The 25,715-nt window shown below is 33.4% G+C and carries 17 protein-coding genes; 5 read left to right on the forward strand and 12 right to left on the reverse strand.

Translation table 11 applies throughout. From position 1 onward, the window contains the following. Nucleotides 1–140: 140 nt before the first annotated feature. The 10 genes from T367_RS23990 to fabF form a co-directional block, all read right to left on the reverse strand. The gene (locus T367_RS23990; RefSeq protein WP_027420059.1) at nt 141–572 is read right to left on the reverse strand and encodes a hypothetical protein; all 432 of its coding nucleotides are present in this window, start codon (nt 570–572) and stop codon (nt 141–143) included. A gap of 79 nt (nt 573–651) precedes the next feature. Then, complete coding sequence (locus T367_RS0111965) at nt 652–4,740, reverse strand: hypothetical protein (RefSeq protein WP_027420060.1); 4,089 nt, start codon at nt 4,738–4,740, stop codon at nt 652–654. Between the two features lie 5 nt (nt 4,741–4,745). Beyond that, nucleotides 4,746–4,949 carry a helix-turn-helix transcriptional regulator gene (locus T367_RS0111970; protein WP_027420061.1) on the reverse strand — a complete coding sequence of 68 codons (204 nt, stop codon included), beginning with the start codon at nt 4,947–4,949 and terminating at the stop codon, nt 4,746–4,748. Nucleotides 4,950–5,100: 151 nt separating this feature from the next. Beyond that, entirely contained in the window at nt 5,101–5,829 is a 729-nt protein-coding gene (locus tag T367_RS0111975; protein ID WP_027420062.1) for a metallophosphoesterase, read from the reverse strand. A gap of 119 nt (nt 5,830–5,948) precedes the next feature. Continuing rightward, a complete protein-coding gene (gene arfB / locus T367_RS0111980; RefSeq protein ID WP_027420063.1) occupies nt 5,949–6,353 on the reverse strand; it encodes an alternative ribosome rescue aminoacyl-tRNA hydrolase ArfB in 405 nt (134 codons plus the stop codon). Nucleotides 6,354–6,958: 605 nt separating this feature from the next. Then, on the reverse strand, nt 6,959–7,150 hold the full coding sequence (locus T367_RS0111985) for a cold-shock protein (RefSeq protein ID WP_027420064.1): 192 nt from the start codon (nt 7,148–7,150) through the stop codon (nt 6,959–6,961). 103 nt (nt 7,151–7,253) lie between these two features. Continuing rightward, nucleotides 7,254–8,006, reverse strand: a complete 753-nt coding sequence (gene bla / locus T367_RS0111990) for a subclass B1 metallo-beta-lactamase (RefSeq protein ID WP_051568519.1) — start codon at nt 8,004–8,006, stop codon at nt 7,254–7,256. Nucleotides 8,007–8,119: 113 nt separating this feature from the next. Next, nucleotides 8,120–8,425, reverse strand: a complete 306-nt coding sequence (locus T367_RS0111995) for a hypothetical protein (RefSeq protein ID WP_027420066.1) — start codon at nt 8,423–8,425, stop codon at nt 8,120–8,122. Nucleotides 8,426–8,655: 230 nt separating this feature from the next. Further along, nucleotides 8,656–9,948, reverse strand: a complete 1,293-nt coding sequence (locus T367_RS22235) for a T9SS type A sorting domain-containing protein (RefSeq protein ID WP_051568520.1) — start codon at nt 9,946–9,948, stop codon at nt 8,656–8,658. 213 nt (nt 9,949–10,161) lie between these two features. Further along, a complete protein-coding gene (fabF, locus tag T367_RS0112005) occupies nt 10,162–11,403 on the reverse strand; it encodes a beta-ketoacyl-ACP synthase II (protein ID WP_027420067.1) in 1,242 nt (413 codons plus the stop codon). Nucleotides 11,404–11,685: 282 nt separating this feature from the next. Between fabF and T367_RS0112015 the strand changes: the two genes are divergently transcribed. From T367_RS0112015 to T367_RS0112030, 4 genes are all read left to right on the forward strand, one after another. Next, complete coding sequence (locus T367_RS0112015) at nt 11,686–14,538, forward strand: sensor histidine kinase (RefSeq protein WP_027420068.1); 2,853 nt, start codon at nt 11,686–11,688, stop codon at nt 14,536–14,538. A gap of 47 nt (nt 14,539–14,585) precedes the next feature. Continuing rightward, on the forward strand, nt 14,586–15,311 hold the full coding sequence (locus T367_RS0112020; RefSeq protein ID WP_027420069.1) for a LytR/AlgR family response regulator transcription factor: 726 nt from the start codon (nt 14,586–14,588) through the stop codon (nt 15,309–15,311). 116 nt (nt 15,312–15,427) lie between these two features. Then, a complete protein-coding gene (locus T367_RS0112025; protein WP_035843524.1) occupies nt 15,428–16,471 on the forward strand; it encodes a Gfo/Idh/MocA family protein in 1,044 nt (347 codons plus the stop codon). Between the two features lie 408 nt (nt 16,472–16,879). Next, a complete protein-coding gene (locus tag T367_RS0112030) occupies nt 16,880–18,013 on the forward strand; it encodes a radical SAM protein (protein WP_245593050.1) in 1,134 nt (377 codons plus the stop codon). Between the two features lie 178 nt (nt 18,014–18,191). Here T367_RS0112030 and T367_RS0112035 read toward each other — a convergent pair whose 3' ends face one another. Beyond that, nucleotides 18,192–18,443, reverse strand: a complete 252-nt coding sequence (locus T367_RS0112035) for a DUF1456 family protein (protein WP_027420072.1) — start codon at nt 18,441–18,443, stop codon at nt 18,192–18,194. Nucleotides 18,444–18,723: 280 nt separating this feature from the next. Between T367_RS0112035 and T367_RS0112040 the strand changes: the two genes are divergently transcribed. Then, on the forward strand, nt 18,724–19,257 hold the full coding sequence (locus T367_RS0112040) for an outer membrane beta-barrel protein (RefSeq protein WP_027420073.1): 534 nt from the start codon (nt 18,724–18,726) through the stop codon (nt 19,255–19,257). A 259-nt stretch (nt 19,258–19,516) separates the two neighbouring features. Here T367_RS0112040 and T367_RS0112045 read toward each other — a convergent pair whose 3' ends face one another. Continuing rightward, entirely contained in the window at nt 19,517–25,636 is a 6,120-nt protein-coding gene (locus T367_RS0112045) for an alpha-2-macroglobulin family protein (protein WP_027420074.1), read from the reverse strand. Nucleotides 25,637–25,715: the final 79 nt, after the last annotated feature.

Genomic DNA, 25,715 nt, shown 5'->3' on the forward strand with positions numbered 1-25,715 from the left:
GGCAACGATCCTTATTGAGAATGCTTTGTGTTGGCATAATTCAAAGAACAGAGTCATTATGCTGCGTTATCTAGATATGAATCGGGAGAGGGTGAGAGGTGGGTAGCTCTCAGTATTACCCTTCTATTCTTTACGCAAAACTACTCAACCCACCAAAAGTTGGTACAAGAATTCTTTAAAAGTCCATGATGACCATTATTAATAATAATTATTTTTTCTTTCTTAGCTTCAGCAGGGATGTCGTGGATAAAATTTTTATTATAAAATGGCTTATGATTAGCAATAAGTATAGATTCTGGAATTTCTAAGTTGTCAAAATTATGATCAACAATCTCACCTACCGCATAATTAACATTATTTGCAAATTGCCAAAAAGAACGTTCATGTTGCGAAAGCCGTTTGCTAAATTTTTGATCTGTTTTACCAATATAAGCTAAAGTATCTCTGCCATAAACATGAGAATCGCAATAAATTTGATATAGCACATTTTCATTGTGTTGTCTTTCAAACTCTGCTGGATCCCATCTTTCCTTAAATTTCCAGTCGATAATAATTTCTTTATATTCTGCCATAATACTATTTGATTTGTTACAGGCTTATTTCAGTATGATACACAGTTTAATTTTTTATACAGGAGTCAAAATACAATAGTTACATATTAATCAATTTTTTAATTTGTTTTAAGGTTAATGTTTTTGAAATGGACGAATAATATTGATCCTCAAATTTTGGTATCTGATAAAATAAATACTTAACTCCTTCAAAATTTCTTACCCAATACTCTAGTCTTCCCTTTACACGAAGAAAATCACTCTCATTTTTACATCCTGCACTTACTATTTCCTTCAAATATTCGGTCCTATGGTCCCAATCCCCACCCCCATAATTATTTACAAGTGAATCTTCATAAATTTCAATTAGATCCTCCAACTCAAATTTTTCAATGCAATTTTGTTTTGAATATCTCATCTCTGGCAATTGCTGATTTCTGATAATCCAATCTTTGAAATAATTCAAAGTTCGAGCGGTATTAGAATTGTCATATTTGATTAAAGATTTTAAGATATCCAATTTCAACTCTTCTTCAATCGAAGATTCTAAAATATTATAGCAATATTCTAAGGCACTACTATTTTCTCTTATAATTAATTTGTCAATAGAATGGATTTTTAAACTCTGTTCAAACTGATCTAATAAATCAATAATTTCATACTCAAGCCCTCCCAAATTTAAATAGTAGTCCACCAAATCTCTTTTCTCGTAATATTTATAATTCTCAGCTTTTATCTCTTTGAGAATGAAATTAGTTGCCTCACGTAAATTGTTATTATTACAGTGTTTGAAATGGTTCATCCTTACTGGATAGAGAATATTGGAACTTTCAAGATTTTCCAATATTCTATCATTAGTCTTAGAAAGCCCTGCTTTTTCTATGACAAAATTAGTTATCCAATTCTTTGCGTTTTCTTCATCCTTAATTTTTGATGGCAACGCTGGAACAATGAAACACTCCAGATACAATAAGTCTAGATAAAATTCATCTGGAAGTGAAATCTCAATTCTCGCAGAAAAATATGCTAAATAAAGTTCTAAATACCGAAAATTGAATCGGTTTTCATTCGCTCGAATGGCAGTTTTAAAATTTGCTTTTTTCCAAGTATTATTAATCCATGTAATTATAAATTCAACTGATTTTTCATCAAAAATGAAGTCTACATCCTTATCATATTTTAATAACTCACTTAAAGTAAACCATGTCCAACTTTTATTATTGTTTACCAATGATTCAACTTCTTTATAGCTTACAAATTCCTTTTCTCGGCATTTTTCACGTAATACCTGAGCCACAATATTGTTGGTCATTTGATCGTCATTAAACGATCGCTTTTTGTAGTCATAAATTTGCTCTTGAGTTAGCTCCAATGCGGAATTAGAATTCTCTTCGAATAGGTTTAAGGTCTCTGTTAAGAATTCTTTTTTACTAAACAATAATTCTAAATCACGCTTCCTTTTATCTGTACTCGAAATTGCAGGAAACTGTTCGATATAGCTATACTTTTCTGTATTGATTTCCTGTAAATTCTTATAAAAGAGATCAAAAAGCGTTTTGTTCTCTCTCCAATTAAGGCAGTCTCTAACCCTTAAAACAACTTCTGTGGATAATGAATTCTTACGAACCCTTTCTAAAAGGTAGTCAACACATTGGTGGTTAGCAATCAATGAAATAGCACTAAACGCGTTTAATTGCCATTGCTTGTCTGATTCGAACTTTCCAAACAAGATTTTGAATGCTGCAAATTCTGTTTTTGTAGCTTTAAAGAAGTTTTTAAAATCATCATTTAATTCTTTATAATGCTCTTCAATACAATGATTTAATAAATTTGTAACAAGATTTAGATCAGTTATTTTGCCTTCATTATAATAAGGAGCTGTTTTCTCTAAAGTATTCCTCATAACGCTTTCAAACATGTTATGAAAATATGAAAGCTTTTCAAAACTAACTCCCCATTCTAAAATGCACACCAAGCTCTCAGGTTGTCTAATTTCTTTGATAGCCGCTTCAAGGTTATACTTTTCAGCAAATACATTCTCTTTGCGCTCACCCACCCCTGAAACTTCAAGCTCTCTTAGTAATGATATCCCTTCAAGCAGAATGTTTAAAAAATCTTCGAGATGATCAGAATCTATTAGGTATTGATAAAGTCCCGCACGATAGTACTGCCCCAATTCCAACTCATTGTTTGTTAAGATCTGGTTAGTTAATTTAATACTCGATATTTTTAAAGAGGCTAGTGTGTTTAGACAATTATATTTGGTTTTTTCATCTATTATTGAATTACAAATTTTATCTAATAGAATTTTTTCAATTCGTAGCTTATGTTCATCAATTGAATCAAAATTTTCAAATAGTCTTATCGCTTCAGAAATGATCAAGCTTTCATTTGATGCTTCTACCTTATTTAAGAGATATTCTATGATTTTAGAGCTATCTGAAACGAAATAGGATAAATCATCCGATTCAAATTTGGTATTTCTTATGATAATTCCTTTTGCTTCAAAAGATTCATAAATCTCTTTAAATATGGTTTCCCTCAATGAAAGTTCAATTTTATCTTTTTCAAACCGTACTAAAACGTCTGGTTCTCCATCAAGAATCCAATTAAACAAGTTCTTAAAAGCGGCACCATCAACATCTAATAGACCAAATAAGAAAGAAACAGTATTCAACCAAGAAGGTTTGATTTTATCATAATTAGGTGAAAAAGAAATGAATTTCCTAATTTGTTCAAATCCAAGCTCCGAGAGATACTTTGCGGCTAGATATTCTTGGAAATTGTTATGTTCAAATTCCCATCTATGGTTATTATTTGACCCCCTATTGAATAAAAAAGTTCCTTTAATCATTTTGAAGATTTGAGGACTTGATACTATTTCAAGTACTTCACTTTGTTCGTCAAGATAGTTTCTCTCAAAACACTCTGCGGTTAAAGCCAGTTTTTGAATTTCCTTTTTAATTTCAGCTCCATATTCTCTTAAATTGGAAACAGTATTGGTAAACTTATTAAAGTCCTCATTTATCCTTAAATCAATAAGGTAGTCAAATATTACTTTTCTTGATTCAGGAATACGGATTTCCATTTGGTAAAATTCTAAAATTCGAACTAAGAAAAACGGTGAGTAAAGTAAGTCTTGAAACTTAGTTTTTTCAATTAGTTTTATGAACAACTTCGACTTTTTACTTAAGCGGTCAGAAATGTATTTATTTACAGTAAGCCAATCTAACCCTCTTAATATATAAGTTTTAAAACCGTCAATAGTCGCAACACTGTTATGAGTTTCGGCTGTATAAAAGTTATTTCGGCATGTTACTACGATTGTTGCTTCTTTATACTTTTTGCCAAGTAACGAAATACTTTTTGCAACTGTACCAATATGATCGGGATGAACTTCATCAAGAGCATCAAGAAGAATTAGTAAATTTTGTTCCGGAACCTTGGAAAAAGAATCAAAGTTTAGCTTAATAACATCTTCAATACTCTCTTTGTCTGAAATCGTATTCAATCTGATTTTAAAGGGATACAAATCTTTATTTGGCAGAGAATACAAATATGCGAGATGATCTAGCTCAATACTCTTTCCTGAACCAGCAACACCCAATACCGTAATCTGTTTGTTCGATTGAATAATATCTTCTAAAGACCTATTTTCAAAAGAATGGTTTTTTTCATCATTTACAGGTCTGATATATTTTGGGATGTGGTCTTTTAGAGGAGGGAGTAATTCTTTCTTAGGTAGTTCTTTAATGATTGGACTTTCTTCAATAGTATCAATGAATACTTCAATTTTTTCTATCTCTAATAATTCTTGGATTGTTACTTCACCTCTTCCGTTAATTTTTTCGTCCCATTGTTTTAAAGCATTCGAAATTTTCTTTTCATGATCCAATTTGATCTTTCTTAACAATTGGGAGTTATATTTAGCACTATTTTTATCAATTACAGTATGATGATTGGGACAAAGTATAAATAAGTTTTCAATCAAGTTAATTGATTCAGAATCAAGCTCTATTTCATGTCTTGGCCCATTTTCATTTACGGCGATTATGTGACAAACTTCTCCAATTAAAACTTTATTTTCTAGATTATAAATCTCCTCCTTACATTTCGGAAATGCACATTGATTACCCGAAAGTGCAAAAAGACTTTTCTTTATGGCATCAGATATTGATTTTCTAGCCATTTAAACTATTCATTTATACTGGTTTTCAAATCAATTAAATCTTTTACACTTACCTCAAGTATTTTTGCAATTTGAAATAACAATTCTAAACTTGGTTGCGTTCTATTTTGAAAATAAGAGTTAACCATATTATAGCTTTTACTTAACTTTTCAGCTAGCCAAACTTGTTTTAGACCTTTCTCTTCAAGTACCTCTTTAATTCGGTTCACTATGATAACGATTATGAAGAATAAAAATAGGACTATTATTTAATAATATAAAATATTTTGAGATAGAACTATACAATTAAATCTATTTCGCATATATCATTCACCCAAATGATAATAACTAAAAATTCCAAAACACACCCTCCCAAAAAACTCAATTCCTTCCCTTCTCATCCGGATACAAATCCATCACCCGATCACTTTGCCAATAATCCTTGGTTTCGATATCCAAAATGGAAACTTTGCCTTTAAAAGCAGCACCAGTATCAATATTCCAAACACTCATGCGTTGCCAAGGATATTCAATGCCCCAATTTAAAGTTGGGGTATGACCGAGATAGATTTCATGAAAGAGGTTCAGTCGTTTAGGAAATGAAATTTCATCTGGGCTTACTTTTCCATGAACAGCCACAGCGAGCTCCCACAAGGTTCTATCCCAATTGCAATACGATTGATCGAACTCTTTAACTGGTCCGTGTAATGAAGAAAAACCAGCGTGAATGAAGAGTCTATTTTCATCGTCAATGATATAATACTTCATCTTATTAAAAAATTCCTGATGCAAAAGTCTTTCCTCGGCACTGATGTTTTGATAACTATCAATTGTCGCTTGTCCACCATGTTTTAACCAAAGTGGTTTTAGTAAATCCTTGCTCAGCCAGTCGTTGCACCAAGCATCATGGTTGCCATAAATAAATTCACATTGGTGTGTTTTTTCCAATTCAATTAAAAACTGAATGGTTTGTGCGGAATCACTCCAACCATCTACATAATCACCCAAAAATATTAGTTGATCATCTACGGTAACTTCGGCACGTTTTAGTGCTTGTTTTAAGCCTTTTAAACCACCGTGTACATCTCCAATTACCAAGGTTCTTTTCATTCGACTGTATTTATTGCGGTACAAAATTAATGGATCGTTCGAAGAAGTAGCCTAGGAAACTAAAAGAATTGCAGTGTTTTTTAAGGAATGGCATCGCTTCCCAATGAAGAAGAGAAAGTTTATTCCAACCCAGGTTTCTGTCGCAAGTTTTTCTTCTCACTTTGGCGGGCTTTGTTTTTGGCATTTTTGATTTTGGAACCGCGCGTAGGTTTGGTTGCTCTTCGCACTTTCGGTCGAATTAAATTCTTGGTCAAAATAGCAAAGAGGCGCTCAGTAACCAATGCTTTGTTCCGAAATTGGCTGCGGCTTTCTTGTGCGGCTAATTGCAAGACACCTTCGTTGGTTAATTGTGGAGCAAGATTCTTTAATAAACGGCGTTTTTCACTTTCACTGAGCCCGTTTGAATTGATCACATCAAATGTGAGCACCACTTTAGATGCCACCTTATTGACATGTTGTCCTCCCGCACCAGAACTTCGAACGGCTTTAAAGACCGTTTCATTTAGAATGAGTTCCTTATCCATATTACAAAAATAATAAGATTATATGGGATCAAAACCAATTGTTGCAGACGAGCTAAATAATTGAGTTTATTCAAATAAAATTAAAACATCCTTTTTAATACATCAATATTTTATTTTGAAATTTTGAATACCCGATTTTATTTAACATCTTCTTCCTTTTTTTACAGCAAAAAAAGGAAGCAAAAAAGGCTGCCTGGCAGGGCCTACATCCAATAGCCCGCTTTTACTCACCAACACCACTCTTAAAACTGGAAAAGATCGGCGATCTCCAATCAGAGATTGTAGCTTCCTCACTTTTTTACCAGTTTCAATTCGTTTCTTATGGTTCTTAAAAGAATGGCATCGAAAAATCGAGTTTCGGATATGATTATTGGGTTAAGTTATAATTAGTAAAATTATTTCTCAACCTAAAAATCAATCAAAACTTATTCTCTAGTACAAAATGACCATTTTGGACTAAAGACCTCCCAAACTTTTGTAACTGATTTATTATATCGACATGATTTGGAAGTTGGCAGCGAAATGCGATCAACGAAAATTGAATGCACAAAAAAAGGACACTCATTGCTGAATGTCCTTTTGTAAAAAAAAATATATTTAGTGGCTTAAACTACTGATACTTTAACCGCGTTTAATCCTTTTTTTCCTTCTTGAAGTTCAAACTCAACATTGTCACCATCTCTGATCTCATCGATCAATCCTGATACGTGTACAAAATGTTCTTTACCTGTTCCTTCTTCTTCGATAAATCCAAATCCTTTTGATTCATTGAAAAACTTTACTGTTCCTTTATTCATGTTCTTAAATTGTTATTGTAATTTGATTATTACAATTATGATGCCAAAGGTAGTTAAATAATTGATTTATAATTAAATAATTCTAACTTATTATTTTCGTCGCTTATTTTTCACGAAATAAATTCATTGTAAAAGTCAAAAGTTCTACCCCACCAGGCTTGCCATGACCGGGAACAACAACCTCAACATCAGGATACAAATCGATAATATTATTGACAGTATTTGACCATTCTTTTGTGTTTGCATCTCCTAAATAACCTTCAGATGCGCCCACTTCTTTTATCAAACAACCTCCAAAAAGCACTTTATCCTTCGAGAAATAGCCAATAATATTGTCACTTGTATGTCCTTCACCTAAAAATTGGTTCTCGACAAATGTATTCCCCACTTCAATTATTCCTGTATTCTCAAATCCATTTTCAGGAATCGGCACTTTCATTTCCTCACAAATCTTAATCGTATTAGCAGAAGCATAAGAAGGGATTTCAGCCAAATGAAAAGCATTCAATCCACCCAAACAATCATCGTGAAAATGTGTCACAACGATTCCTTTAATTTTAAGCTGCTGTTCTGTTTTTAACCAATTGATTAAGGTCTTGGCAGCGGCATCATCAACAGGTGTATCGTAGACAATCGCTTCACCATTATCAATTACTATTAAACCATTACAAGGAACGTTACCAAAGTCATCAGTTTGCAAATAGGAAATATGCACAAAAGTATTCGCTGTTAATTGTTCTATTTTAAGCGATTCACTTTCAAAATTAAGCATTGGTTTTTGGTGCGTACATCCCAATAAAATAAGGCCAATAAATAAACTTAAAACCAGTTTCCAGTTCTTGTAATTAAATTTCATAAGACATTCGGAGATATTTACCGTTCGAAATTAAGTAATATCTATTCATTAACAAAACAAAATTTATGCGCTTTAATCCCAAATAACTGAAAATTCGCTATAAGAATCCTTGTTTATTGAAACTCCTCAACCGTAACCCAGTCTCCTCTTGGAAAATCATGTGGTATACCGCAATCATCTCCATATGCAGGTGTAACCTTTTTTGTCCCTGGAAAATAATACTTTGCCGAAATAACTTTACCGCTATCAATTGAGATAAGTTCCTGAGCATTTATTACTGGTAAATCAATATCACCATCACGTAAATATGTAGTTGTACAATCACGCACCAATACGACCGATTTTTCTTCTCGTTTTTTACATGAAGTTGTCAATAAAACTGCAATTAATATGAACCCTGTTTTTACCAAATATTTCATTTTTATTCTTTAAATGATCAACAAGTTCATTAAAGTAGAAACACAGTTCTCATACTAGAATTGTTGATCTGTTTTAAGCTTAAACAATTTATGCTATAAGAAGTTACAAGCGCCCTTCTTATTTTAGTAAAAAATAAACTTTAAAAAACTGTTTTTGAATCATACGCGTCAATCAACGTGAGTTTTGACTTGTATAAAAAATTGCAGCATAATATTTAAATGTTATCTTCTTACTCCTTTATCAAACGCATATTTCTATTGAAGTCAGCATTCGAGATTGAGAACAAATAAATACCTGAAGGAAGATCACTTATATCAATTGCTTCATTGGCATTCCCTGTTCCGTTTTGCAAACGCGCTCCTTCCATACTATAAATATCATAGTCAAAAGCCGTTGTTGTTTCAATATAAACATTTCCCTTGGTAGGATTTGGGTAAATATTAAAATCGAACCTTGTTTCTGGCAAGCTCAATTCACAATTCGATGAAAAGAAAAGTGCATCATCTACATCCGTCCAATTCGCTTCACTCCAACTCACGTCATCAACACTGACACATGTCAAGTCAGGATTATCTGTCGATCTAAAAGAACCAATTAATGTGTTTTCACCGTTTCTTAAGTCTAAACTTTTCAAAGCATTATTCCGAATATCCACAGTATTCAATGCTGGATTGGCTGTGAGGTCTAATTCTTCAAGTCTATTAAAACCGACATAAAGTTTTTCCAATAAAACGGAATTACTCACATCCAATTCAGTTAATTCATTTGCTTCGATGCTCAATTCTATTAAGTTCACCGCATTAGAAAAATCGATACGACTGATATCGTTTCCATAACAAATAAAGGTTTCTAATAAATCATTGGCAAGGATATCAATTGATGTAATCGACAAGGCAGCACATTCTAAAAAAACTAAATTAGGGTTCTCACTTAAATCAAGTGAAGTAATTAGGTTTCCAGTACATGTAAGCTCCGTTAAATTAGGATTCGCTAAAAGATTCAACTCTGTTAAACCATTCCCAACTACAAAAAGTTCTTCAAGCAGCACGTTATTGGTAAGGTTGAGACTCCTTATATCATTGTATCCACAACTAAGATATTTTAATGCCAAACAATCGTCCACGTCAAGGGCAGTTAAACCAATGAATTCGCATTGCAAATCCTCTAAATTAACATTGCTACTCAGGTCCAAGCTAGATAAGTTGGTCATGTCACAATTCAAGACCTCAAGATTAACATTGTGAGAGAGATCTATTTCCGTTAAAGGATTTGCTGAACAGTTCAAATTTCTTAAAGCAGTGAAATACTTAATTCCAGTTAGGTCAGCAATATCCAGCGCAAAAATCTCCAACGATGTGATACCTGCTACTTCGCTAATTATAAGCGAATCATCCAAAGGAGCGACATCATAACCCATATCGATCATGGCTTGCTCAAAATTATCATCAGGCATTAATGCTTTTTGAGAAAAAGAGGTATTCACTACGGCAATTCCGAAAAAGAAGGCAAAATAAAATTTCATAATAATAGTTTTAGTTTAGATCGAATACAACGGTGTTTAAAAAAGGTTGCCCCGATTTATTTCACCAAAAAAACACGATAAAGATCGAAAAAACCGTCAACTAGCGCAGCATATACGTTCATGAGTTGCAAAAAGCCACTTTACTCAATTTCAGCAATTTTTAACACGTCTAAAAGTTCAAAACATCCAGATTTATACGATTGACCAATAAACTTAAACAGCTTTAAATATATTGATGGCATTATGACCACCAAAGCCAAAAGAATTACTCATTGCCACATTCACTTCATGGTCAATTGCTTCTTGAATAACAATTGGCATATTAGCAGGAATAGCAGGATCAATTTTCGTTGTATTAATCGTTGGTGGAATGATATTATGTTGAATAGATTTGATACACAAAATAGCTTCAACCGCTCCAGCAGCACCTAAAAGGTGACCTGTCATTGACTTGGTTGCACTTATTTTTAAATTTTCATATTGATCCTTAAAAATAGACCTAACCGCGTTAATTTCGCTTAAATCACCAACCGGTGTTGAAGTTGCATGCGTATTCAAATAATTCACATCCGAAGCGTTTAATTTCGCTTCTTTTAAACCTAATTCCATTGCTTTTGCTGCGCCTACACCTTCTGGATGCGTAGATGAAATATGATAAGCATCTGCAGTCATAGCAGCACCAACTACCTCAGCATAAATCTTTGCTCCACGTTTTTTAGCGTGTTCATATTCTTCAAGAATTAATGCTCCAGCACCTTCACCCATCACAAATCCGTCTCTATCCACATCAAAAGGACGAGATGCACCTTGCGGATCATCCATTCGCGTTGACATTGCTTTCATAGCAGTAAAACCACCAATAGAAGCTTCAGTAATTGGCGATTCAGAACCTCCAGTTACAATCACTTTTGCCTTATCTAAACGAATATAATTAAAGGCATCCATAATGGCAGAATTTGAAGATGCACAAGCTGAAACCGTCGTATAATTGATCCCCATCAAACCAAATTTGATAGAAATCATTCCAGATGCCATATTCGATATTAGCCTTGGAATAAGAAAAGGACTAAAACGTGGCACTTTTCCATTCGCTGCATATTCTAACACTTCACTTTCAAACGTCTGCAAACCACCTTGACCAGTTCCCCAAATCACACCTAAATCATAAGGAGACATTCCCGTTACATCAAGTCCAGCATCAATCATTGCTCCACTTGCGGCATATAAAGCATACTGTGTAAACAAATCACTACGTTTGATTTGATTTCTATCCAAATAAATTGTTGGATCATAATCTTTTAAAGCACAAGCAAAATTGGTTTTAAATAAAGAGGTATCAAACCTTGTAATCTTAGCCGCGCCACTTTTACCTGCGATGGCATTTGCCCAAAATTCATCAACCGTATTTCCAATTGGCGTAAGTGCTCCTAAACCTGTAATTACTACCCTTTTCATATCTTTATTTTTAAACTTCTTAAATCTATATATTCTGAATAAAAACCTCGAATTAATTTTCAAAAGATAGAAAATTAATTCTGGTTTCATCAATCGACTACTCCATTTCAATAATAGAATTATCTATCTTGAACGATCAGACAAAGATCACGAAATTTTCTTTAAAGCAAGTAAAAATGATGCACAGGTAAAAAGAAAACCACCGATTATTAAGCTAATAAAATGATTTATAGCAATTGCATTAAAAGTAATTTCTGCGAAAATTGATATATTGCCAGCCCGATGCATAAACTACAATTCTTTTTACTTTTCATATTTTCATCACTTTACGTCCTCGGACAAGAGCCTGCATTTTTCACTATTGGAAAAGATGAATTAAGAAATACAGACATCTATTCAATTTTCAACGACATTGAAACAGGCATATTATACACGGGTACAAACGATGGTGTTTACAGATATGACCAAGGAACATTTCAAAAAATTCCTTTCGTAAAAAACACACTAGGCACATCATTCTTTGATATTCGTAAAAGTCCTATTACCGGAAAATTATTTTGCTCGAATTTAAATGGTCAAATTTTCACAATAGAATCTGACAGCATTAAACTATTCTTCGATGATAAAACGAAAACAGGGCGGTACTTCAAATACTTTTTTCAGGGAGACCAAATTATTGCGATGTCCGATTATAAAATTAGTTTTTTAGACGATTCGGGAAAATCAACTGCTCCTTCATTAAACAATGCAACTGGCATCTGGAGTAATTATGTTCAATTCGACCAGCAAGATATTTTCTTTAACGATTCAAAAAAATCAGCAATGTTAATATTGAAGGATGGAAAAATAAAGCCTTTGTATGAGCAGCAATATCAAGACAACAATGATCCTATAGACATTAATTTCCTTAAACTATACACATTAGGATCCAACAGAATTGGCGTCAATTCAAAATGGTCATTGATTTTTCTTGACGATACATTAAAAGTCAATTATAAAAAAGAATTAAATGAGCGTTTTTATAAAATAGATGAACATACTCTAGTCGGAATGAACGCTAAAAATAGCGCGCGTATATTGAAGTTAATTGATGGCACAATACAAGAAACGAATAAATTTTATAGAGATTGTTTTGTATCCACCATGCATAAAGATGAGCGCGGTATAATATATTTTGGCACTTTTGGCGAAGGCATTCGTGTGATCCCCAATTTAGAGAACAAAAAAATAATAACCACTCAAACAATTTTAAAAATTACAGCATCACCAACGAATGAGGTGTATATGTTGAATGCAGAGAATGAAATCTATAAAATATCAAATGAGCAACTTATCAAAACGTCGTTAACATCTCGAAGTAAAAGAGGTATCTATTATTACCGCAATAATTTCAATTCAGCCCCTGTATTCCCAATTGACAATTGTCCAATATCCGCCATAGCTAGCTACAACATTAAAGACTTTGAGCCCATTGATAAAAACAATTTTTTAACTGTAGAATTTGGAGGAATTTACCTCATAGATATTAAAAATCAAAGATTAGACCTTATCAACAGAACCGTACTTAAAGGTTCAGATCGTTTTACCGCCGTCTCCTTTTCTAAAGAGGATAGTATGGTTTATTATTCCACTAATAAAGGAGTATTTAGAGGTAAAATATTTACCAACGAAATCAAGACATATAGATTTAATGACGAAAAATTTGCGGCCAATAGTTTAATTTTTGCAAACGATCAATTTATTTGCGGCACCAAAAGAAATGGCGTCATGTTTTTTGAGAATGACTCCATGGTATCCCGTTTATGCGAAACAAACGGTTTACATTCTGACATTGTAAAAAAGATTGCCAAAATTGGTAATCACTTAGTTATCCTCACAAAAGCGGATTTACAGGTTTATGATTTGGTAAAAAAGAAATTTTTAATGTTGAGTCCAACCGCAGGTGTTTTTCCTACCTCGGTCATAGATTTTGTATGCAGTGACGATCTTTTATGGTTAGCTGAAAAAAATGCTATTTATTCGGTAAATCTGAATCAATTGAATCAGATTCCGCCATTAATTAAACTCAATATCGTAGAAACTAAAACGAATGATCGTCTGCTCAACATATTCAGCGATACCATATTTGAATTTACAGAAAACAACTTAACCGTTCAATTTGATTACCGCGATTTCCTCAACCGCGACCAGGCTAAAATTTATTATCAACTTGAAGGTTTAGACACAAATTGGCGAGCGATTCCAGTAACAAAAAATGAAATCGTTTACCCTTATATCAAAAGTGGAAATTATCGCTTAAAGATGAAATTAATCTTAGACGATGTGCTACTCGACTCGACAGAATACAGGTTCATTATTAAAACTCCCTATTGGCAAAAATGGTGGTTTTATCTACTTATAATAGCAAGTATATTATTTGTAACTTGGTATATCTATAGAATAAGGATCAATTATTTAATTCGTAAAATCAATATCAAGCACGAATTAGACAATTCGAAATTAACGGCTATACGTTCACAAATGAATCCACACTTTATTTTTAATACGCTCAATTCAATTCAGCATCTTGTATTAAGTGGCGATAAAGAAAGTTCTTATAGTTCGATCAACAAATTCGCCAGTCTGATTCGAAAAACATTAGATTATTCAGAAATAGACACCCTTTCACTTGCTGAAGAAATTTCATTGATGGAGGTTTATTTATCGCTAGAAAAATTAAGATTCAAAGAAAATTTCAACTTTACGATCACTCCACCTGAAGACACTAAAATTCAGATTCCAACCATGCTTATTCAACCCTTTATTGAGAACGCAATTGTACATGGATTACTGCATAAAAGTGGTAATAAAAAACTGAATATAAAATTCGAATTACAAACTTCATTAATTTGCACCATAGAGGATAACGGAATTGGTTATGAAGCAGCTAAAACGATTAAGAAAAGACAAACAGGCAATCATAAATCATTCTCATTGGATGCCATTAAGCGAAGATTTGAGATATTAAATGATTATTACGAAACAGAATTGGGTTATAAATACGAACAATTAAAACCACAAAGTGACGAAGATATTATGACCCGAGTTACAATTCGAATACCAATTGGTGTTGGTCGTCAAAAAAACCTGTCCTAGTTAAAACACTTCTTAAAGTCAATGTCCTATAATTTAAATTTACGCTTATGAAAATTATAATTATCGACGACGAATTTGGAGCGCGAGAAATTCTAGAGCGATTGATTCTGAGTTATCATCCTTCGCATGAGGTTGTAGGGAAGTTTGAAGATTTACCGAAAGGGGTTGAAGGAATTAAATCACTTGCTCCAGATTTGGTGTTTTTAGACATGATGATGCCTGGTTATGCGGGCTATGAAATTGTCGATTTTTTTGATGAGATAAATTTCAAAATTGTATTCGTTACTGCCTACAACCATTTTGCTATTACCGCGTTCGAACTTTCTGCCATTGATTATATTTTAAAACCTATTGAACTTGAACGTTTGCAGATTGCGATGACAAAAGTTGAAGAAAGTTTAGCTGTTGATTTGTATAAAACTAAATTGGACGCACTGTCGAATACTTTGCGAAAATCTGAACAAAAGATCAGTTATATTAATAAGGGGTATCGCGAATATTTATTAATTGAAGACATTGTTTCTCTAGAAGCAAATGGTGCTTATACAAAAGTCTTTTCTACGAGCAAGGAGCCTATTATAATCTCAAAAAACATCAAACGATTCGAGGAAGAATTCGAAGACTTCCCTTCATTAATGCGTGTACATCGATCATGGATTATCAATACTGATCACATCATTAAAGTATCAAAATCAGACTTTACGGTGATATTAGTGAACGACCAAAAAGCCAAACTTTCACGCAAAGCGTTAAAAGAATTATTCCCAGCTTAACTTGTTCGTCAAAAAAAACTGTTGTACGTTAAGCTTTTCAAAACTTCTTTAACTCCTCAGACAACTATGTAAAAATCAATTTAGTATCTATGAAAACGAATTGATAATAATGCATAATGATTAAGAGGTTGATTGAGATCACAAAAAACAAAAGAAAACAAAGGTTTTTAAGATCGGGCTATACAGAAAAATATGCCTTTATTGGAATTGGTCAACATAGCATTAATAATTTGTATCCTATTCTAAATTATTTAAGATTAGACTTAAAGTATATCGTAACCAAAGGAAGTAAAAATGCAAATTTAGTCAATGCGCATTTCCGAGGGGTTATTGGCACAAATAACCTATCGATTGTACTTTCCGACCCCGAAATAAAGGGTGTATTTATATCTACAGTCCCATCTGCACATTTTGAATTAATTAAAAAAGTACTCGAAGCGGGTAAAGCTGTTTTTGTTGAGAAGCCACCATGTGCAAACTTGGTGGAATTAAAACAGCTAATTGAAATTGAAAATAAAACCAATCAATTTTGTCTTATAGGATTGCAAAAACAATATGCTCCAAGTTATCAAAGCTTAAAAAATAAAAAGCTTAAAAATGTTTCTTACAATTATCGATATGTAACAGGAGACTACCCAGAGGGAGATTTATTAACGGAGATATTCATTCATCCGCTTTCGCTTATCATCTTCCTTTTTGGCGATATAAAACAATCAAATATCAAGGTTGTAAAAACACAAAAATCAGCTACAACAATATTTTTGCATTTAGAACATAATGATGGGAATGTTGGATCTATAGAATTATCAACAAATTATTCATGGGAGTATCCAACGGAAAAACTAATTGTAAATATGAAAAATGAAATCTGTGAAATTAACAATACAGAGGCACTCATTTCGTACGAAAAAAAGGGAACCATTCTCAACATCCCAAAGGAGAAAATTTTTAAATCAAGCCAAATAATATCACGCATAAATCACCGAAATAATTTTATTCCCACACTCGAAAACAATCAACTTTATAATTCAGGATATTACGCTCAAATTAAGTGTTTCGCTGAAATTTTAGAAAACAAAAAGGGAGTCAACCATTCCTCTTTAAAAAGCTGTGTTGAACTATATGAAATAATTAAAGAAATAAGAAGGACGCTAGAATAATTCAAATTTAAAGCGACCATTTAAACCAAAATCAATTTTAATGCATACGATTTTGTAAAACCAATTTTCACTGGTAATAGAATTGTATTGCTCAAAATAAAAAATGAAAAGCTGAAAAAGCTACAATTTAAATACGCAGTATAACGAGGCCTTTTATCAGACGTTAGCTATCAATAGCATACTGCACAGCTTGAAACTAAGCGATTATTCACTTGCTTGAATAAGTGTAAGTGAATAATCATCCTTTCATGCATAAACCCTAAAAAAGTAACAGTACCTCACATAAGTGATACTGGATGAATATGCAAAAAAACTAACGCAATGTACAGTAAAATTGACTACCTAAAAAGAGGATTAAGATTTGTAAACAATGTAAGTAGACCATCTAAAAAAAAATTAAGTACACTGATGATTTATGGGACAGAATTATGCGACTCGGGTTGCAAACACTGTCTGATTTGGGCCAAGCGCCCAGTAGTGCATCTATCTTACAAAAAGATCCTTGAGATTATGCAAAGTAAATGTGTCAATAAGGACACAATTATTGGATTAGAGGGAGGAGAATTCCTCTTACACCCCGACGCGAATAAGATATTGGAATGGTTTAAGAACAATCATCCAAATTTTGATTTATTAACCAATTGTCTGAAACCGGATAATGTAATAGACTGCGTTAAAAAATTCACACCAAAACGTTTGTTTGTATCACTTGATGGCAATAGAGAAACGTATAAATACATGCGAGGAAAAGATGGATATGATGATGTTCTAAAAGTTATTGAAGCTTGCAAAGATTGTTGTCCAATTTCAGTTATGTTTACTTTATCACCTTATAATAACTTTGCTGATTTAGACCATGTGATTGAGGTTTGCAAGAATTATGGAATTGACGTTCGAATTGGTGTTTACAATGATATCGAATTTTTTGACACTATTGAAAAAGCACATGAAACTGATATTTCGGCTTGTTTGGATAACGAAAAATTAACCTTTAAAAAGGTTAAAGAAGAATTGAAGCAAAAATCTGAAGAGAAAAAGCAGTTTTTGAACAAGAGTCAGTACGAGAAAATATCCATTCCAAAACACAATCTTTCTGGTCAATCAATCATTACAGAATTTCAAAAACTCATCCCAAATGCGGTGAAAGAAACTTCTGAAAACTTTGATTTTCTTTTACTTTATGACGATTGGAGAAAGAAACACACAAACTTAAAATGTTATAGTATTCTTGATAGCGCTGTAGTTCATCCGAATGGTGATGTACCTATTTGTCAGAACTTAGGATTAAAACTAGGAAATGTTCATGCCAATAGTTTGGATGAAATTTTCAATTCAGTTGCGACCCAACAAACACAAAAGAAGTATGTTCATAATTGCAATCAATGTTGGATTAATTTTCACCGTAAATATGATATCGTCATGCTCAGAACTTTAGAAAAATACTTTCCTAAACGGATCATAGAAGTCATTTATGGTAAATATCGTTGGTCATTTGACGAAAAGTTGACTTATAAGGAATATATGAAAAAGTATGAAGCGTGATTTTCTTTAAACCATGAGAACTTATTCAAGGGTTAGCTCGTGAAATAGTCCGATTTGCACTGACTCCTTAAAAAACAATGTCATTCATAAAAACCATTCTAGTATTCCCTGAATAGCGTTGACATTTGTAAAACAATTGCAACTAATGTAGCGAACCCCTTATGTTCGCTGCATTTTTTTATTTATCAGAAGGCTTTTTTACTCGCTTATCTGGCATCGGTCCCCGCAAATGAATAACCAATCCGTTTAAGAAATTACGTAAAATTTGATCGCCACAATTGCGGTATTTTGGATGATCTTCACTTCTAAAAAATGCACCCAATTCACTTTCTGTTACTTTAAAATCGACCAGTTTACAAATATTTACAATATCTGTATTCGTTATTTTTAAGGCTACGCGTAATTTTTTAAAGATGTCGTTATTCGTCATTGCTTCATTTTTTTGTAAAAATAGGGCTTTAGGCGCAAAAATCTGATAGAAATGGTATAAAATATCATCTAAATCGTCTATCTATTCTAATTTTTTCGATTTCTATATAGATCGTTTGTTCCATAAATAATCGAGGAAACAGCAAGGAGTTTAATAAAAAAGAGACAGATGTATTCAGTTAAAAATCCATTCATATTAAAAATTTTAGACATAAGTGAACTGGTAAAAATGGTCGATTTTTTATATTTTTATAAGCAGCTAAGCTTAACCTTATTAAAATATGAAAACAATTCTTAATTTGACCTTATTTGCGATGCTTACCTGTATTGCATCAATCTCAAACGCACAAGAAACCGAAGCTGAGGAAAATAATATTTTTATAGAGTACATCATGGGCCCATACTTATTCATCGACCATATCCCATACGACGCTGTTTTTATGAATGGATGTCGGTTAGGGTACGAATTCCACCCGAGATTTAATACCTCACTTGAATATGTTGTGGGACAGCAACAAGACGATAAAAACACTTTAGGGATGACGCATAATGTGAATGCACAATTGGCTTTCTATCCGAATGCAAATCCTAAGAAATTCAACCCCTATCTTTTTATAGGCGGAGGATTCTTCGAATTTAAAGCCTTTTCTAACGATGTTTACGGCATTTCTTATCATGCAGGGGCAGGAACAACTTTGAAAATAACGGAACGCTTAGCCAGTGTTATTGAAGCCCGCTACCTCAACCTTGGTTTAATGAATTTAGGAGGAGAACATGAAATTGCAGTTTTTTGGGGCGTACGGTTTAATTTTTAGGGGTTAGGGGTTAGTTTTTAGGACGCTACTAAATAAAATAGTATCATCTAGGAAGACTTGAATATAACTGATGTTATGCGACCACAGATTACACTGATTAGCACAGATTAGATAAGATTCATTAGCTAGATGTACAGAACAGAGGTAACTTATGCGACCACCGATTGCGCTGATTAGCACAGATTATATTCGTTCGATAATTCTGGTAAGGAAAAATCTTAATATCAACCATTAAAAAATTATGCTGCAAGATGCTGCATTACTCCACCACTACTCTAATGCCATCAGAATGCGCGGTGAATTCCGGAGCGTACATACATTGAATACTTGTAATTCCATTAGCGAAATCACCTGCGTGTTGCACGCGCAAATCATATTCAAATACATATGTCCCTTTTTGCACATAATCAAAGAAGAAATGTGTTGCGGCATCTTTAGTTGATTGATAATAACCCAGTCCTCCTTGATATTTATAAGTACTCAAGACATCAATTGGTTCAAATCCAGCAGCACGCATATCCTTCATGTGCACATATTCTAAATTCCTATCCGAACGCAACTCTATTCGAACGCGGACTTTATCGCCTACTTTCAAATTACCTTGATCAGCTATTCTTTTCAATTTTTCACCTTCATTGGTTATTTCAACTAGAAACAATTCTTTATTTAATTTCACATTTGTTTCAGCAAAAGTAATCTTGTCCATATTCTCAAAATACTGCCAATACACCGCACCCCAAGCGACTCCCTTATTTGCTTTTGATACGGTAATATTGCCCATTTCCGGACGAATATCAGTCCCGTTCCAATTGGTTTTAAAATAACCTGTTCCAGCTTCAGCTCTAACTTGATAAGGATTGTCAGCTTCTGGACTGTTTGTATACTCAATCTCTTTTCCGCCAATTGTAATTTTAACCATTTCATCCGAAGCCAATAAATCGGTTCCTTTTAGTAATAATGCATAGACAGCTTCTGTGGTTTGCTTGGTGGTTTTCCAATTGGTGGTTTGTTTTTGTTTCAACAACCAAATCTTTAATTCCTCAACCGATTTTTCATCATTTGCAACCTCGTCAAACATTTCTATCATTAAGGCATGTGTTTCTATTGGTGCTTCGTACCAATTATAACCTAAGAATGAACTTTTCCAGTACATACCCATTTCATCATTATAAATTGCGCGATCTTTTAAAGACTTTACAATATCAGAAGCCAATTCCGTCATCTCAAATCGATGGGCTGCCAACGCAATCATTCCTTCAGCATAAATATTAAACTTCAACCAATATTTTGCTGCTTGTTTCTTGAAATAGTTCACAGCTTCTTCCGTCGAAGCATCCATTTTTATATCCGTAAAATAAGATCTTGCATATAAATATTGGATGTGATAATAACCAATATGTTGGTCGTCCATTCTGTCCTTAAAATTCCTTTTTATATAGGCATAATCCTGTACAATTTGCTTGTCCAAATATTGAACACCAGCCTTCACCATGCGCCATTGCTTGTCATTAGCACGAATATCCTTAATTCCTAAATTATCAAGGTGTCCCATTCCCGTAACGATATGTTGGGTGATATAACGACTTTCATGCATCCCTTTGAACCATGCCCAAGCGCCATTATTCAATTGCATTTCAGATAATTTTTTGAAAGCAATATCCATTTCACGTGACATGCGATTCATATCTAATAAAACAGACAAATTCTTTTTAGAAGCTGCCTCATTTTTAGCATCCAATACCCATGGCGTTTCTTCCAACATTACAGCTTTCAATTCTTGGTTCTTCTGCAAATTAGACAAAAAAGCATCCGGTGAATTCGCGCCCCAATCCTCTACAATTTGTTTAATTTTTGGACTAGAATTCATGATATGTGTCGCTATTGTATTCGAATAATACCGCGTGAAAATTTGCTCTGCACATTCGTGCGGATATTCCATCATATACGGCATTGCCTGCACAGCATACCACGCAGGATTCGATGTAAACTCCAGCGTATAATTGTGGTTCTTTAATGAATGGCTACTTGTTGAATTAATCAACTTATCCAACTTAAAGGTCTTCGTTTCTTGACCACGAATGGGTAACGGCAACGATTCGGTCACCAACATTCTATTCGATAAAATTGGCAATACATTCTCTTCACCATCCGAGAAATCGTCGGCTTTAGCAACAATCTTATATTTCACAGTATTCAAACCAAACGGAATTTTAACCGTCCATGAAACAACTGTACTTTGTCCTTTGCCCACGGTAAATTCTTGTGGCTTTTCTTCTAAGAGAAAATTAGTGGCAACTGATTCTTCCGTAAATAGATCAATTAAGTACAAAGCCACCTGACCACGTAAATCGGCATCAGAAATATTCGAAATTTTAGATGACAATACCATTTTATCACCTTCTCGTAAAAAACGAGGAACGTTGGGCACCACCATTAATTCTTTCTGCGTCACCACATCTCTAATAATCGAACCAGTTTTAAGGTCTTTTGTGTGCGCCATACCAAGAAATTTCCATTTTGTTAGGGATTCAGGCATGGTAAATTTCAATTGAATATCACCTTTTTTGTCTGTTGTTATTTGTGGGAAGAAGAAGGCTGTTTCATTAAAATTTTCACGAGCTTTTATTTGACCTAAATCGTCTTCTTTGTTTGTTTTACTTTTTACATCCTGTTTCGTCTCTGATTTATCTAATTCTACTTCAGGAGGATAGATTAAACCTACATCTGAACTTAATGAATCTTGGTCAGGATAAACATAATCAGCCAAAGCCTCTTGTATAGGTGCACTTTCTGCATTAACATTGTTCATGGATTTTCTTCGAATATTTCCATCACTACGGGCATTTGCCCAACCATAATTATATTGGTATCTCCCCACATTCGGTCTCCATTCAAAATAGTTTAGCTCTGCAAAATACCGACTTTGATAATTAACCCTATCATTCCAATCAATTTGATATACCAATGCTGAATTCACATTAAAATCTGCTGAATTTCCCCAAGCCAATCGACCATAATCAGTAGGATAAAGATTTAAACCATAATAATTGGTAGTGTATAAAACATCTAGACTCGCATCGTATAGGGTTGCTAATAATTCGGCTTGTTCAGCCAAACCAGCACTATTTTTAATGTTTAGTGTCCATTCTTCCTCTTGTCCGGGCAATAATTTATTACGGAAAGTAGAAAAACTTAAATCCAGCTTTTTATTGGTATAAGGAACTGTTATATTGTAATACTCTTTAAAAGAACGGTTGTTTTTATTGGCATTAAAATGCACCGTAAAGTTGCCACGATATTCTTCTTTCACTTGAATTTTTAATGAACGGACATCTTTAGAAAGGACTAATTTTTCAGATTTTACAATTGCATTCTTGTGTTCAATTTCATAATAAACAGTTAAATCTTCTTCAGCGGTACCTAATAAAATCTGCACTTCTTCACCAGGTTCAGCATATAGTTTTAAAGGCTTCACCCAAAGCGTTGCATTGGTTGGAATTATTTTTGCTTTTTGATTAAAAACGGTGAAGTAAAACTCATCTTCTATTTCAATTCCGTTTTTATCCTTTGCTGTTGCTGAATATTTATAAACACCCGGTTTCCATTTTGCAAAGTCTTTGATATATACACTATCTGACTTTTCAGTATCAAAATTTCCTTTAATTTTTTCATCAGCAACTGACCAATTAAAATATTCGTTTTCGTTGTGATAAACTGCAGTAGGAAAATTGCTCTTAAACTCTTTTTCAGACCAAAGTGGTTGATCAGGACTGGTCCATAATCTTTGATATGTCGGTACTTCAGGAGTTTCTAGCTTTTCAATTTTAAATGAACCTTTTACAGGAATTGTTGCACCACTTAAATTCGTTGTTCTAATTCTTAAAGTAAAGCGCTCATCATTCTGAATTGCATCATTTAAATTATGACCTAATTCTAAACTTTGATAACCAATATTCAGTTGTATAGAGCTGCTATGTGTTTCACCATTAATATCAATTACATCCGCATAAATGGTATAATTAAAAATGGGTAAAGACTTGGGATCTGATTCTTTATCTGGTATCGCTTTAAAATCAATTGTGAATGTACCTTTATGATCTGTAACCGTGCTTCCATTTACAATCTCTTTAGGCTCATTTCTAGGATAAAACCCCCAATAGCGTCTCCAGCTATATTGCGTCGTTCTAACAACCCTATAATTAACTGCAGCACCATCAATAACATTACCTGCGAAAGCCATAGCTGTTCCGGTCGCTTTTATACTGTCATTTACTTTATATTCCGTTGTCAATGGATCAAGATTCACCTCAAATTTAGGACGCTTATACTCTTCAACCCGGAAAGATGTTGAACCATTCCCACTACTGATTCGCATTTCTCCCGTTAAAACCCCATGTGGAGCTGTGAACTTTCCTTCAAACGAACCAAAATCATTCGTTGCGACCTCCATTGTAGCGATTTCTTGATTATTTACATCATAAAAGTAGACTGACGCGCTACGATTAGTAAGTAATTTTCTTTCATCATTATTATACTCAACCAAAATTCCTTTAAAGAATATTTCTTGTCCAGGACGATAAATTTTTCGATCCGTAAAAAGTTTCGTTTCATCACTCGTTCTCTCATCTCCGCTGCGATATCCATAAAAGCTATCACCCGACTGGTATGTCTCTTTTCCGTAGGTTACTTCGAAGAAAAGAGATTTATGATTTTCTAAAATTGGTATCTCGATTTTGCCATTTTTATTCGTTGTATACTTCCCTGCATTTTTGTATCGATATGCCCCTAAGTGATATTCTCGATAAGAAGCTTCAACGGTAGCATCAACAAGTGGTTCACCAGTTAGTCGGTTTGTGACCAATAATTCTCCTTTATCGTTAAGGTTTCTATATTGATAAGTAATATTTGTCGACCACATAGGAAAGTATGCAACACATTCTCCCTGCGGATCGAAATTAGCTGAAGTGCCTACCATAATAATATAAAACCCTTTTTCAAGCGCTGGAATGAGTAATTCCGAATTATGTTTTTGGTAATCTTTGGGATCAACAAGTGGAACAGTAGCATTAAAAACCGTTGATTTTATATTTAATTGTTGAATATACTCTAATCGATTTGATGATCTTTCATCCCTATATTTTTTATACTCATACGGAATGATTTTGTAATGCACTTTGTCCAAATTTTTATAATTCAATAAAAATTTATGTTTCTTATTGGCAGGAACGGCTTGTTCATTTAGTGCTGTTAATGATTTCTCCTGAATCGTATTAATTAGCGTTCGACACTGCTGAGCCCCTATACTATTCGGAAAATTCTCAATGACTTGGTGACAAATATTTAAGGCTGATTTCTTTTCCCATCTATTTGTTGTATCCGAATCTACAAAATATTGACTTCCATTATTATTATGAATTGTCGCAATTGAGTACCAAACCTCACTCGACTCTTCTAAATCAGGGTGCGCTGTTCCAATTCTTTGCAAATTTTTATAATACAGGTCGTCCTTATCAGCTAGAGTGGCGTATTGATTAACAAACTTTAAACGCTCAAACTCCAAATAGAACAAAGGCGTTTCATTCTTTTTATCCAAATGAAATTTTGTTATTTTTTTAAAGATATCGATCGCAATAAATCGGGTATTTAAGGCATCGCTTGTAGATTCGTTTGTTTTAAGGAAACTTGTATTGCTTCCAAAATAAGCAGGATCATCAATTGTGAAGGTGTCTGCAGAACCTGGAATATTAAAGGTGTTATTCGTAAAAAAATTAAGCGCACGATGAGCTAAGAAATCGTATAGTGTTGGACGAATATTCGCAGATGAAGTAACATTATTTATGATTAAATCGAAATCACTGATGGGCGTACTTTGCGCAATCTCTGCATTTTGAAGAGAAAGATAATAATTGGCTTTAACAGACTTCGCAATTTGTTTAAGATCCCATGTTCGAATATCTGAAAGATCAGGATCTATAACTTCGGTACGGTTGGTAAACAGCCATGAATTGGAAGAATAATAACCATAGTACATTTCCGCTAATAGAGAATGGAGAATTTCTTTCGATGGAGAAGGTGTTTTTTCAATCAGTCCTTCTATTTCAACTATTCCTTTTATAAAATCTTCCTCTTCTAGAAAAGCGTTAAACTTTAGTTCATGAATTATAGCTTTGATCACCTGGTTGTGGTTCTTTTCAGCAACGGCTTTCCCAAAAATTTCTTTGGTTTTAGCGAGTGCCATATTGTACAACCCTTTATCAGTCAGCGAGTCAACCTCGACCCATTTTTTTTTAAAAAAAGGAGAAGAATTTGAACCTTCTTGAGAAATCACCGTATTCATTGATAGAACAGAAATTAATAAAAATATTATTTTATTTAACATAGTTTGGATGGATTAACACTAATCAAAAGTACAAATTAGTATTAAAAACGTTCATTTTAATTGAATAATACGTATTTAG

The organism is Crocinitomix catalasitica ATCC 23190, assembly GCF_000621625.1.
Classification (GTDB): domain Bacteria; phylum Bacteroidota; class Bacteroidia; order Flavobacteriales_D; family Crocinitomicaceae; genus Crocinitomix; species Crocinitomix catalasitica.

What these genes read in the sequence shown, in the direction of transcription:
- T367_RS23990 (WP_027420059.1), bottom strand. Translation starts at nt 572, where the DNA reads ATGGCAGAATATAAAGAAATTATTATCGACTGGAAATTTAAGGAAAGA.
- arfB (WP_027420063.1), bottom strand. Translation starts at nt 6,353, where the DNA reads ATGGATAAGGAACTCATTCTAAATGAAACGGTCTTTAAAGCCGTTCGA.
- T367_RS0112035 (WP_027420072.1), bottom strand. Translation starts at nt 18,443, where the DNA reads ATGACGAATAACGACATCTTTAAAAAATTACGCGTAGCCTTAAAAATA.
- T367_RS22235 (WP_051568520.1), bottom strand. Translation starts at nt 9,948, where the DNA reads ATGAAATTTTATTTTGCCTTCTTTTTCGGAATTGCCGTAGTGAATACC.
- bla (WP_051568519.1), bottom strand. Translation starts at nt 8,006, where the DNA reads ATGAAATTTAATTACAAGAACTGGAAACTGGTTTTAAGTTTATTTATT.
- T367_RS0111975 (WP_027420062.1), bottom strand. Translation starts at nt 5,829, where the DNA reads ATGAAAAGAACCTTGGTAATTGGAGATGTACACGGTGGTTTAAAAGGC.
- T367_RS0111985 (WP_027420064.1), bottom strand. Translation starts at nt 7,150, where the DNA reads ATGAATAAAGGAACAGTAAAGTTTTTCAATGAATCAAAAGGATTTGGA.
- T367_RS0112025 (WP_035843524.1), top strand. Translation starts at nt 15,428, where the DNA reads ATGATTAAGAGGTTGATTGAGATCACAAAAAACAAAAGAAAACAAAGG.
- T367_RS0112045 (WP_027420074.1), bottom strand. Translation starts at nt 25,636, where the DNA reads ATGTTAAATAAAATAATATTTTTATTAATTTCTGTTCTATCAATGAAT.
- T367_RS0112015 (WP_027420068.1), top strand. Translation starts at nt 11,686, where the DNA reads ATGCATAAACTACAATTCTTTTTACTTTTCATATTTTCATCACTTTAC.
- T367_RS0112020 (WP_027420069.1), top strand. Translation starts at nt 14,586, where the DNA reads ATGAAAATTATAATTATCGACGACGAATTTGGAGCGCGAGAAATTCTA.
- T367_RS0111965 (WP_027420060.1), bottom strand. Translation starts at nt 4,740, where the DNA reads ATGGCTAGAAAATCAATATCTGATGCCATAAAGAAAAGTCTTTTTGCA.
- T367_RS0111995 (WP_027420066.1), bottom strand. Translation starts at nt 8,425, where the DNA reads ATGAAATATTTGGTAAAAACAGGGTTCATATTAATTGCAGTTTTATTG.
- T367_RS0112040 (WP_027420073.1), top strand. Translation starts at nt 18,724, where the DNA reads ATGAAAACAATTCTTAATTTGACCTTATTTGCGATGCTTACCTGTATT.
- fabF (WP_027420067.1), bottom strand. Translation starts at nt 11,403, where the DNA reads ATGAAAAGGGTAGTAATTACAGGTTTAGGAGCACTTACGCCAATTGGA.
- T367_RS0112030 (WP_245593050.1), top strand. Translation starts at nt 16,880, where the DNA reads ATGATTTATGGGACAGAATTATGCGACTCGGGTTGCAAACACTGTCTG.